General features: G+C 29.8%; 13 protein-coding genes. 4 read left to right on the forward strand and 9 right to left on the reverse strand.

All coding sequences use genetic code 11. The features are described 5' to 3' along the window. Positions 1-12: 12 nt before the first annotated feature. From L992_RS05705 to L992_RS05725, 5 genes are read right to left on the reverse strand one after another with little or no spacing between them, the layout of a single operon-like run. Complete coding sequence (locus tag L992_RS05705; RefSeq protein ID WP_047394952.1) at positions 13-1,209, reverse strand: glycosyltransferase; 1,197 nt, start codon at positions 1,207-1,209, stop codon at positions 13-15. Beyond that, positions 1,206-1,946 carry a lipopolysaccharide core heptose(II) kinase RfaY gene (locus L992_RS05710; protein ID WP_047394955.1) on the reverse strand — a complete coding sequence of 247 codons (741 nt, stop codon included), beginning with the start codon at positions 1,944-1,946 and terminating at the stop codon, positions 1,206-1,208. Before L992_RS05710 ends, L992_RS05705 begins: the two co-directional genes overlap by 4 nt. After that, entirely contained in the window at positions 1,943-3,013 is a 1,071-nt protein-coding gene (locus L992_RS05715) for a glycosyltransferase family 9 protein (protein WP_052193922.1), read from the reverse strand. Before L992_RS05715 ends, L992_RS05710 begins: the two co-directional genes overlap by 4 nt. A gap of 22 nt (positions 3,014-3,035) precedes the next feature. Next, complete coding sequence (locus L992_RS05720; protein ID WP_047394957.1) at positions 3,036-4,205, reverse strand: glycosyltransferase; 1,170 nt, start codon at positions 4,203-4,205, stop codon at positions 3,036-3,038. Then, complete coding sequence (locus L992_RS05725) at positions 4,202-5,284, reverse strand: glycosyltransferase family 9 protein (protein ID WP_047394960.1); 1,083 nt, start codon at positions 5,282-5,284, stop codon at positions 4,202-4,204. The genes L992_RS05720 and L992_RS05725 overlap by 4 nt, the downstream gene beginning before the upstream one ends. Positions 5,285-5,732: 448 nt before the next feature. On the opposite strand from L992_RS05725, the gene L992_RS05735 reads away from it, so the two are divergent. From L992_RS05735 to L992_RS05745, 3 genes are all read left to right on the forward strand, one after another. Further along, the gene (locus L992_RS05735; RefSeq protein WP_047394967.1) at positions 5,733-6,371 is read left to right on the forward strand and encodes an IS607 family transposase; all 639 of its coding nucleotides are present in this window, start codon (positions 5,733-5,735) and stop codon (positions 6,369-6,371) included. Then, on the forward strand, positions 6,334-7,449 hold the full coding sequence (locus tag L992_RS05740) for an RNA-guided endonuclease TnpB family protein (protein WP_047394970.1): 1,116 nt from the start codon (positions 6,334-6,336) through the stop codon (positions 7,447-7,449). Before L992_RS05735 ends, L992_RS05740 begins: the two co-directional genes overlap by 38 nt. Before the next feature lie 169 nt (positions 7,450-7,618). Next, positions 7,619-8,977 (forward strand): EAL domain-containing protein, encoded by a 1,359-nt coding sequence (locus L992_RS05745; protein ID WP_047394973.1) that lies wholly within the window; start codon positions 7,619-7,621, stop codon positions 8,975-8,977. 15 nt (positions 8,978-8,992) lie between these two features. Here L992_RS05745 and L992_RS05750 read toward each other — a convergent pair whose 3' ends face one another. Beyond that, positions 8,993-9,379: a Fur family transcriptional regulator gene (locus tag L992_RS05750; protein ID WP_047394976.1), complete on the reverse strand. Its 387-nt coding sequence runs from the start codon at positions 9,377-9,379 to the stop codon at positions 8,993-8,995. A gap of 190 nt (positions 9,380-9,569) precedes the next feature. Here L992_RS05750 and L992_RS05755 point away from each other — a divergent pair, with 190 nt between their 5' ends. Next, a complete protein-coding gene (locus L992_RS05755; RefSeq protein ID WP_047394979.1) occupies positions 9,570-10,133 on the forward strand; it encodes a 6-carboxytetrahydropterin synthase in 564 nt (187 codons plus the stop codon). 36 nt (positions 10,134-10,169) lie between these two features. On the opposite strand, the gene L992_RS13105 is transcribed toward L992_RS05755, so the two are convergent. From L992_RS13105 to L992_RS05770, 3 genes are all read right to left on the reverse strand, one after another. Next, positions 10,170-11,630: a GGDEF domain-containing protein gene (locus tag L992_RS13105; protein WP_052191779.1), complete on the reverse strand. Its 1,461-nt coding sequence runs from the start codon at positions 11,628-11,630 to the stop codon at positions 10,170-10,172. 58 nt (positions 11,631-11,688) lie between these two features. Next, complete coding sequence (locus L992_RS05765; protein WP_047394982.1) at positions 11,689-12,081, reverse strand: diguanylate cyclase domain-containing protein; 393 nt, start codon at positions 12,079-12,081, stop codon at positions 11,689-11,691. Positions 12,082-12,191: 110 nt separating this feature from the next. Next, a partial coding sequence (locus L992_RS05770; RefSeq protein WP_047394984.1) for an RNA-guided endonuclease TnpB family protein occupies positions 12,192-12,550 on the reverse strand: 359 nt, incomplete at its 5' end.

Genomic DNA, 12,550 nt, shown 5'->3' on the forward strand with positions numbered 1-12,550 from the left:
CTTGCTAACTTTTTAAACAAATCCATTAATTTTTTTTATTAAATTAGTCATATTAAATTCTGAACTTTTTTCTATTGTTTCGCTATATTTTTCTTCAAACTCAATTTTATTGTTTACACAATCTTGAATAGCTTTTTTAAAACTCTCTTTATCTCCAGGAATAATCTCACCAATCTTAGCGTTTTCTGTTACATCTCGAGCTCCACCAACATCTGTACTAACTATATAGTTACCAAATGCTAAAGCCTCTAAAAATACAAGTGCAAATCCTTCCCATCTAGAGCTTAATAAAAACACCTTAGCTTTATTGTAGTATGAATAAAGTTCATTCTTGTCTTTAATTACTCCTTTAAATACAACACTCTCTTTTTTCTCTGGATACTGCTCATAAAATTTTTCTATTTTAGGTTCTAACTCTTTCTCTATCCCACCTATAAAGATCATTTTCCAATCTTTTAAATCAATCTCTGCCAAGCTCTCTAAAAGTAGTTCTGTATTCTTTTGATATGTTCCCAATCTTCCAACAGTTATCATCAGATTCTCTTTATTTTTAAACTCTCTATCTTTAAACAATGAGTCTATATACTTACTATCATATCCATTCGGAATATGTAAAACCTTTCCTTTTGTTGAAATACCTGCGTATGAATTTTTCATCTCTTCGTAAGCTTCCTCTGTTTCATAGCTTATTAAATCTGCCATTTCAACTAATCTCTTTCTTTTAGAATACTCTTTAATCTCTCTATTTTTTCTTAAATATTCTCTAAGTGTCCTAGGTGACATCTCAGTTCTTTCTATCTCTTTTCTATATTGTTCTAAATTAAAATCAGCTTTAATATAGATTTTCCCAATTGGATTAAATTTTTTATAAAAATACGCTCTCCAATAACTACACTTTGTTATATGAAATAGCATTAGAATATCTATATTCTTTGCATTTTTAGATATATAGTAGTATAAAGGTATTCTTTTCAAATGAATTATGAAAGGTAAAAAGTTCTTAACTTTTTTAAACCATCTAGAAACTTTTACAATCTTCACTCCTCTAACTTCATCTGGAAGATCATCTTTCAAGTTTGAAGTAACTATTTTACTTTCATATCCTAAAACTTCATGGGCATATATAGGAAACATCCCATTATCTTTTCCAATCCAAGTATATTCAAACTCTTCACATATGTGAACGAAAGTTTTTTTTCGATTACTCATACCTTCCATCCTTTATTTCTTAATTTTATTTTAAACTCTCTAATTTTTTTAACAAAAGATAATTTTTTAAAGTTTTTTATAAAATAACCTAAAACATATCCAAGATCTCTTTTCACTCTATATTTTTTTTCAACTTCATATCCTAAACTAATTGTTAAAAGGTCATTTTTCATTGTAAGAATATCATAACCTCTTTTAAAGTGCCAAAACTTCTCTTTTTTAGCTTGAGAGTCGATTATTTTTATACCCTCTTTTGTTTTTATAAAGTTAGATGTATTCAGATCTCCATGATAAATACCCTTCTCATGAATTTTCTGAACCATACCCATAATTACATCTATATCCTCTACTGTTTCTATTTTTTTCCCATCAATATAATCCATAAGAATAAAGCTCTCTTTTAAAAACACTCCTCTTTTTACCATCACAGCTAATGGCTCAATAAAAAAATCTATCCCTAATTTTTGTGCTGCATCTATATTTATAAAACTTGTAAGCCCCTCTCCTTTTTTAAAGGCTGTTTGTAGCCTTCTTTGTGGTATAACCGTCTCAGCTTTTGGAGATTTCAAAACATAAAATCTACTGTCAATCTCTATTTTGGCTACATAGTTTCTCTCTGTGTTTTTATACTCTTCAATCACTTCATACTCTTTGTTCAAAACCTTTTCCGCTAAAAGTTTAAACCTTTCATCTTTATAATAGATTTCAAACTCTTTACACTCACTATTCCTTATCATAATCTATTCATTTCTCCAATAAACGCTCTCGTTTTTTCTACAATCTCATCAACTGAAAATCCCTCTATTGTATATCCCTCTTTTGTTCCTCGTACAACCTCATATCTAGAACTTCTCGGCGCAAAAAGTTTATAGCTATTCTCGCTAAAAGGATATACTCCAACTAATGGCTTATCATATACCGATGCTATATGCACAACTCCAGTATCTACACTTAAAACTAAATCACAATACTTTATTATCCCTGCAAACTCTCCTATGGTATCTGTTTTCATCAAAAGTTGAATATTTTCAATATCTAATTCCTCTACTACGATCTTTAACTTTTCATACTCATTCGGCATCGAAGCAAGATACAACTTCACCTTAAAATCTATTTTTGATAGTTTTATTAAAATCTCTTTTAATTCAGCGTAGTTAAAGCTTCTTTTCTCTGTACTTGCTCTGTGATTTATCACTATATTGATTCTATTCTTATCAAAATACTCTTTAAACTTCTCCTCATTTTGACCTAAATACAATTTATATTTTGTGCTTTCTCCTTTTAATCCTAAAGGCTCTAAAAAATCCATATTTATATCTACGGCATGTGCATCGCTATTTACTTCTACATATTTATCAAAAATTGTCAGTTCATCTTTTCTTATTCCAAACTTCTCTAATCTGTGTATCCCTATAAGATATTTAGGGGATAGTATTTTTAAAGATAAAATATGAAAAAATCTAGAGTTATTTGTAAAATCAAAATAAAGATCATATTTACCTCTATTTTTTAAAGAGAATTTTAAACTATCTAAAATACGTTTGAATCTACTTTTCTTTAAATAACTATTTTTTACTAAAACTTCATTTATATATGGAATATTTTGAACTAAATACTCTCCACCTTTTATTACCTCTATATCTATCTTTAAATTTTTATTCAATTTCGATAAAGCTTCTAGCATAGGAGTCTTTACTATTATATCCCCCATTCGGCCACCAACTATATATACTGTTTGTATTGTTTCTGGTTTAAACTCTTCTTGATTTTTATTTCCTATTAATCTTATGAAAAATCCTCTCATCTCCGCCTCTTTCTTCTAACAACTAATCAAACAAATTTAAAAGAGTTTCTCTTATATCTTCATAACTGAATTCAGCTATCTTCAGATCCATCTCTTTTCTAATACTTTGTTGTAACTCTTCATTATTTAATATCTCTATCACTTTATCTTCAAAAGCTTTTTTATCATTTAACCTGATCAACCCTCCAGCTTTCCCATCAGCTAAAATCTCTCTAGGTCCAGTCGGACAATCATAAGCTAAAACTATCGTATCACATAACATAGCTTCTATAAAAACAGTTGGCAATCCCTCACCCATAGATGTGTGTAGAAATAGCTCTGCATTTTTCATAAATGGAAGTGGATTTTTCTTTTGTCCTAAAAGTAATACATCCTCTTGAAGATTTAACTCTTCAACTCTTTTTTCTACATTAACTCTATCCTCTCCATCTCCTATTATATAAAGCTTCTGTTTTATCCCTCTTTTTTTCAACTCAGAATAGATTTCAACTAATCCAACTCTATTTTTACCTGCAACTAATCTTGAAATTCCTACAAAATATCTATCATCTAATAGTTTTCTATCATCTTCACTTAACTCTGATAGATCTTTTGATTTTTTTCTTATAGTATCAAAATCCATAGGATTATATATTCTTACAACTTTCTCTGTATATTCAGGCATAAGCTCAATCAACTCATCTTTCATATCATCACAGATAACAACAATCTTTTTATAGTATTCACATTTCTCTCTAAAAAGTTTAACTCTTTTCTTTTTTCTACCTTTTAATGTAAAATGAACCCAAGCTACTACATCTTGTTTTACCTCTTGAACATATTTTGATAAGCTCATATCAAAATCTACAACTGTATGATATTTGTTATTTTTAAAGTGCTCTTTAACCCAATTTTTCATAACTATTCTTTCATAGAACAGTGCCCATTGATATTGTATTCTTGATATAAAACTTTTTTTATATCCTCTTAATCTATCAGTATTTCTACACATCTCTTCAGATTTAATAAAAACTACCTTTATATTATCTGGAACCTCATTTAAAAATATATTTTTCTCAGGAATGTTCTCCTTTATTATCAATGTAATATCTAACTCTGGTTCTTTTGCTAACTTTTCTAAATAGTTTATTAGAACTCTTTCAATTCCTCCCATATATAACTGTCCGTTATATATAGCTATCTTTTTTTTCATAATCCAATCTCCTCAACTTCAAACTTATTGATATCAGCCTCTTCTCCAGTTTTAGCTACATCTTTAGAGAATATCTGTTTTGCTATCTTCGAATTTGGTCCCCAAACCTTTGAGTTGTTATCTTCAGTATCTAATCTATATACCGCTGTCATCGGAATACCTTTAGCAACTGCAATATGAACAATAGATGTATCTGGTGTCACTATATATTTTGCATGAGATATCAACTCTGCTACATCTAAAATCCCCTTTAGCTCTGGATAGAAAACTCTATTCGAATTCAACTTCTCTATTATCCCATCTATCTCAACTTTTTTACTAGGTTCCCCTATAAATAAAAGTACATTTTTCTCATCTTTTAAAACTCTTTTAGAAATCTCTAATATTTTCTCTCTATTGAAACTTCTGTGCTTACTTGCCGCATATGGATTTAGTATTACAATATCTCCATCTATATTTTTTACTATCCCATCTATACGATTTTTTACAACCTCATCACTATATATATCATAAGTCAAATCAGGATTCTCTATCTCTAAAAGTCGTAATATATTTTTATACATATCCGTTATATGTTTATCATAACTTTTTTTATAACTCAGATCAAACAACTTCCAATTCACTTTATCTAAACCTATGTTTATCTTTCCGCCACATAGATTTATCAACTTCATCTGGTTCACACGTAACATCTCAGAGAAATCTATAACAACATCATACCCTTCAGCTCTTACTCTCTTTCCTAAAGAGCTCTCTTTTCCCTTTTCATACTCATATATCTCATCCACATATGGATTGAATTTTATAATATCCTTTGCTGCTCCTCTCCCTACGACACCAATCTTTATGTCAGGATAAACTTTTTTTACCTCTCTAAAAAGCAAAGTATTTATAACCATATCCCCAATTTTTCCATCATAACGTAAAAAAAGAATAGATTTGATTTTTTTCATATCAACTCTATCACCTTGAAGTAACTCTAGACTTTTTTTCTCTTTTCTATCCCATATCATCTTTCCAATTTCTAACCTAATAGGCCTTAGAAAGTCCTGTATTACACGATTAACTTTTCTAATCATAAAATCGTTCCTCACTTTTTTCTCTTAGTTTCAGTCTTTATTTTATATTATTATAACACAGATAGTCAGTTTTTTTGCCTTAAATTTTTCATAGCCTCTTCACTCTTTCCATCTTCCCTATTTCTAGGAAATATGGTATACTTTTTTAATATATTAACTTTCAAATTACAGCTCAAAAGTGAGGAAATTATGATAAAAAAAATCTTTCTACTCTTTCTTCTTTTAACTACTCTCATCTTTAGTAAAACCTACATCCCTAGGAGTATAGAAGAGGAGACATACTTAAACAACCTAAGAACACAAGAGATAACAGTCGGACTTTTAGACAATGAGTTTTATAATATCTCTTCAAAAGAGGCTTTTAACAGTTGAAATAAATTTATAAATTTCAAAAATAAGTTTTGACTTTTATAAATTTTACTATTAAACTAAGTTGAGGTGAAATAAAATGAAGTATTATTCAACTAGAGAAATGGTAAAAATTTTAAATGTAACAGGTCAAACATTAAGAAATTGGGATTCTAACGGGAAGCTAGTTCCACATCATAAAACAGATAGTGGATATAGATATTATTCAGAAGAGCAAGTTAATAAATTTTTGGGCATAAACACTGTTAAGAAAAATAGAAAAATAATTGGATATTGTAGAGTTAGTTCTAATAAGCAAAAAGATGACTTAGAAAGACAAATAGATAATGTGAAGCTATATATGTTAGGAAGAGGCTATCAGTTTGAAATAATTAGCGACATAGGAAGTGGTGTAAACTATAATAAAAAGGGGTTTAATAAACTGGTTAATCTTATAACAGATGGAGAAGTTGAAAAAATAGTTATTCTTTATAAAGATAGATTACTTAGATTTGGGTATGAACTTGTTGAAAACCTTTGTAAAAAATATTCAGTAGAAATAGAAGTAATTGATAACACTGAAAAAATAGAGCAAGAGGAACTTGTAGAAGATTTGGTTCAAATAGTTACTGTTTTTAGCTGTAGGCTTCAAGGTAAGAGAGCCAATAAAGCTAAAAAAATAATAAAGGAGTTGATTTCTGATGATTCTATCGAAGAAGATAAGGTTAAAACCAGATAAAACGCAGGAATCTTTACTTTGGAAATCAACAGGAACAGCAAGATTTATCTACAATTGGACTTTAGCAAGACAGAAAGAAAATTATGAAAATGGTGGAAAGTTTTTAAGCGATAATGAGTTAAGAAAAGAGATAACAATACTAAAAAAAACAGAGCTAAGTTGGTTAAATAATGTTTCAAACAATGTAGCTAAACAAGCAGTAAAAGACGCTTGTAACAGTTATAAAAGTTTTTTTAAAAATCAAACTGGATTTCCTAAATTTAAAAGTAAAAAGAAAGCTAAACCTAGTTTTTATAATGATACTTCTAAACTTAAAGTAAAAGAATTTTCTGTTTTAATAGAAAAAGTTGGATGGGTTAAAACCGCTGAACAAGTTCCAATAGATGTTAAATACACTAATCCTAGAATTAGTTTTGATGGAAAATATTGGTATATCGCTGTAGGAATTGAAAAACAGAATAACACTTTAGAACTCAATGATGCTTCACTTGGAATAGATTTGGGTGTTAAAGATTTAGCTGTCACTTCTGATGGTAAAGTATATAAAAATATAAATAAGAAAAAAGTTGTTAAAAAATTAAAGAAAAAATTGAAAAGGCTACAAAAACAAGTTTCACGAAAATATGAAAAATCTCGGGAGGTGAATAACCGTTACGAAAAGAGCCAAAATATCGTGAAGCTAGAGAAAAAAATAAGGCTCGTTCATAGAAGAATTTCTAATATCCGAAACAATAATCTTCATCAAATTACTAATGAGATAGTGAAAACCAAGCCATCTCGAATTGTAATGGAAGATTTAAATGTGAAAGGTATGATGAAAAATAAGCATCTCTCAAAGGCAATAGCAGAACAGAACTTCTATAAATTTATAACTTATATGAAATATAAGGCTGAATTTAATGGAATAGAGTTTATACAAGTACCTAGATTTTATCCGAGTAGTAAAACTTGTTCAAAGTGTGGAACTATTAAGAAAGATTTAAAATTTTCTGACAGAGTTTTCAAATGCGAATGTGGTCATATTATGGATAGAGATTTAAATGCAAGTATAAATTTAAGCAATTATAGAGTTTCCTAAAGAAGAAAACTATAATATGTACCGTTCGTTATGCGGGAATTTAAGCCTTTGAAGAGTTATAAAAACGAGAGTAGTCTCTAAATGTAGACAAAATTGAATTCTATGAAAAAGGAATGATACTTTTGACTTTATATATTTTATTAAAATAATTATAGAGTTTTATAAGTATTTGGTAACGGAACCCTCTTTAAATGAGATTATAAAAGATCTATTTCAAAACTATTTAAATTTTACAAACACAATATTCAACGAAACACTTTTTGTTGTTTCAACAACTACTCAGTTCTATACCTTAGAGGAACTGCAGGGTCAAGAGATCTATGTCACAAAGGGACACACATATAAAAAATATGCTGCAGCTATTTTAGAAAATAACGATATCAAAGCTAAATTTATTTTAACACCAACGCCGGTTCTTTACAATTCAACTTTCGGTGTAAAAATTAGTAACTCTGGTGGAATAGCTATCGGTATTTCACCTACCTACTCAGAACTGATACCTATAATTGATAGAGCTTTAAACGAGGAGTATCGTGATAAGTTTTTAAACTCTCTACACAACATAAACAAAAAGTTAGGACTTTATCTTGAGTACTGTCCAAACATGGTGAGGCATGGTGTCTCTTTCTCAGTTGGATTCTGTCAGAAAAATGACTCTCTAACTGTTACAGATGCATTCAAATATGCTGACTTAGCTATGTTTGATGCTAAGAATAAAAAGGATTTTAGATATCGTATAGCTGACGAGAAATTTATAAGTAGCAAACAGCGGGAAGAGAGTGTCTTTAATGTTTTAAAGGAAAATATCGATGGAGTATTTCCTGTATTCCAACCAAAGATATCTTTAAAAACTGGTGAGATTATTGGAGCGGAAGCTTTGGCTCGTTACAACTCAGAAACTCTTGGAGTTATTCCTCCATTTGAGTTTATCCCAGTAGCTGAAAAGTTTAACTTCGTTCATAAAATTGACTATGCTGTGGCTGATAAAGCTATCAGTTTTGTTAAAAGTGAACTATTAAAAGGTAGACTTCCTAAGGATTTTAGAATGTCATTTAATATATCCGTGGTTACATTTAAAAGAGCGGATTTGATTCTTGTATTAAAAACTCTTCTTGATAAACATGATATCTCTGGAAAATACTTTGAAGTTGAAATCACAGAATCGGTTTTCATAACAGATATACAAGATCTTATAAGTAAGATGACAGCTCTTAGTAATCTAGGGTTCTTAATATCACTTGATGATTTCACGGCTGGTCACTCGACAGCTGGAATACTTCCACTTATACCTCTACATATAGTTAAATTTGATAAGTCACTTCTTGACTCTATCGAGCTAAATAGAGATCGTGGAACTATTGTGTATAAAAATCTTATCTCTTTAATAAAAGAGTTGAATCTGAAAATCGTTGCTGAAGGAGTTGAAACTTTAGAGCAACTTCAATTTTTAAAAGAGCAGGGTGTTGATTACGCCCAGGGTTACTATATCAGTAAACCAGTAAATATAGAAGAAGCCACCCTATTTTAAATAGGATGGCTTTTTTTAATGTTTATTTTTAGTTTTACATTTTTCACAAGTTCCATTGAAAGTGATGTTATACTTATTGATTGAAATATCCTTTTCAACTGAAACCTTATCTAAAAACATATCAATTCCAGGGATATTTATATCACTGATATCTCCACACTCATCACATATAAAGTGAGCATGAGGTTCTAAATTTTTATCAAATTTATCAACTTGGTTTGGTAAACTAACCTTTTTAATAGCTCCAATCTCTGTTAACTTTGTCAAATTTCTATAGACTGTACCTAAACTTAACTCGGGATTAGTTTTTTTTAAATCAGAATATATTGTATCAGCTGTAAGGTGTTCATGGCTGTTGAGTATATAATTTAGGATTAATTCTCTTTGTTTAGAAAATTTCATAGAAAATTCCCTCCTTTTATCTTTACTATAATTGTAAACTATTTTTGATTTTTTTCCAACTTTATTTTTAAAAGATAAAAAAAATTTTAGATTATGTTTGACAAAAGTATTTTTATATGTAATAATAACCACATAACTAATAATAGTAATGATTACTATTATTAGAATAAAAATAAAAGGAGGATTTATTATGAGAAGTATAACTACATTTGATTTACAATATGCACACAGATTCTATAAGTTTAAAGGTGAAGCTCAATATCTACACGGACATACAGGTTTTTTAACTATTGAAGTTGAAGATTCTGTTAATGAAGGCGTTAATATGGTATATCCATGTAATGAGATTCAAAAAACAGCTTGGGACGTTATGAAAAACTTTGATCACGCACTTATTTTAAGAGAAGATGATCCACTTCTTCCTGCTATTTTAAAAGTTTACGAGGAGACAGGTATTAAAGATGGAACACCTGAAAACACTATGAAAGGTGTGGCATTTAAAACTGAACTTGCAACAGCTTATCCTGAGTCACGTTTAGTTGTTACAAAAGAGACTCTAACAGTTGAGGGTATGATTAAAATCGTTTATGACCTATTAAAAGATAAATTAAATATTGCAAAAATTACATTTACAAGTGGTGTAAATGCAGCATCTGCAGAATTCACTACTAAAAACAATATCGAGCGTTGCCCACTTTGTGGAATATCACTAGATGAACACGGAACTTGTTCAAAGTGTGGATACAAAAAATAAAAAAGAAGCCATCCTATTGCAATAGGATGGCTTTTTTTACATAACTATTTTGTCTCTTCCAGCTGATTTCGCTTTATATAGATTTTTATCACTCTCAGATATAGCTTCATAAAGTTTCTCTTTACTATCTATGTCCATTACAACCGCTCCAATCGAAGCTGTTATACTTCTTTCCTCTAAAAGATCTAACTTTTTAATAGATATCTGAATCAACTCCAACTTTTTCAACAACTCATATCTATTTGTATCCTTGAAAAGGATGAGAAACTCCTCTCCTCCCCAACGTATCCCATGGACATTTCGTCCACCTAAAAGCTTTATAATATTACTGATTCCACGAAGAACATGATCCCCTTTATCATGCCCATAGTTATCATTTATACTTTTGAAATAATCTATATCTATCAAAGCAACTCCACAGTCATATATCGGATATGTCAAAATCTTTTCAACAAAATATCTATTGTAAAGTTTTGTTAACGAATCCCTCATCATCATATGACTTCTAACTCGTTCCGCTATTTTCAAACTATTTACCTCTTTTTCCAAACGCTCTCTTTTCAAAAGGTAAACCCTTAAAATAAATATCAGCAGTATAAATACTATCTCTTGGTAATCTAAAAGATTTCTTAGGTTTATTTTCTTCACTAAAATCTTATAGTTCGTTTTATTCAACGGATAGATATAGTAATCATTTAGATTTACATTTTTAAACAGTAACTTCGGATCAGTTGAAGTCACCAGTTTATCCTTAGAATCCATAATCAAAATATCTAGATGAAGTTTACTTTTCAATCTCTCTAAGTCACTCATAAAAAATTTATTATTAAAATCAAAATACCAGATTCCACGAAGGAACTCTCTATTTCCAATCATCTCATAGACCGGTATCACAATTGAAAACATACTCAGCCCATATATTCTATCCACATATGAATCATAGAGTATAAACTCTATATTGTCTCTTGAGACACTCTTTGTATTTTTGAAAAACGATTTGGATAGCATGCTATTTTGTAGGACATCAGCCCATTTCTCTTCAAATATATCTACAAAAACAATATCCCCTCTACCACGATACACATCTGCATTCTCTTCGTAAAGTTTGGTTGTTTCAACTTTTCTTACCTTATTATATACAACACCTATAAGAGAGTCATCAAATCTTTTATTTAGATGAGCTTTTCCCTCCCCTATATCATAATACTCATAGGTTTCTGGCATCACTGTAGCTGTATCAAAGTAAACCCCATAGTCATTCACTTTGAAATACTTTATACGCCCCTTTGTTTTATACTCAGGTATTTGTAACTGTTTTCTTGTTTTATCTAGAAAATTTATCTCATTTTTCAATGTGTATATCTTTTCGTCAAAATTGCTATTAAAATGTTCTATTGATGTAGTTATCTCTGAATGTAGAAAATTTCTTTTGTTATAAAGTGAAAAAACTAGTAACAAAAGAAATGAAATATTTAAAAACCTGATGTATCCTTTCAAAGCTCCTCCCATTAATCACTAATTCATTACTCCATTATATAAACATGTGCAACAAAAGTCAAGATGATGTTATCTTATTTCCTTCAAAAATAATACAATCCCTTCCAGAGTTTTTAGCTTTATAAAGGCTTTTATCACTTTCGGCTATCGCTTTATAGAGTTCATTTTTGTTAGCTATACTCTCTATACTAGCACCTATCGAAACTGTAATCTCTCTCTCATCTAAGATATCTATCTTTTTAACATATCCTTTAATTATCTCTAATTTTCTTATCAACTCACTTCTCTCTATATCTTTAAACAGAAGCAGAAACTCTATATTATCTCTTGAGATACTTTTACTAAATTTGAAGAATGATCTAAGTAAAGCATTCTCTTGGAAAGCTTCAACCCATCTCTCATCGAATCTATCTATAACAATGATATCTCCCTCAACTGAAAACGGATTCACTTTATTGTGAACTACCCCACCCTAATAGAGGGTGGGGCTTCGTGGGAAGTATCTTAGCAATCTAAAATATATTGACCACGCTCTACGGAGAGTCCCTCTCCTGATATATCTTAATAAGCTAATAGAGTTCTACCAGCTTCGCGAATGTTTATACTTGCATTCAAGTCACGGTCTATCTCAGAGTTACACTCTTCACATTTATAGACTCTTTCTGACAATGCTAATTCTGTTTTAATGTTTCCACAAATTGAACAAGTTTTTGAAGATGGAAACCATTTATTAGCTTTTATAACCTGTTTACCACAAAACATAGCCTTGTATTGGAGCATAACTGTAAACATGCCCCATCCGTTGTCAGAAACAGATTTACCAAAGTTTAGTGCTCCACTCATGCCTTTCATATTAAGGTCTTCGATGATAATCGCATTATGCTTTGTAACTAATTCTCTTGATAATTTGTGAAGAAAGT

Source organism: Cetobacterium sp. ZOR0034, assembly GCF_000799075.1.
In the GTDB taxonomy this organism is placed as follows: Bacteria; Fusobacteriota; Fusobacteriia; order Fusobacteriales; family Fusobacteriaceae; genus Cetobacterium_A.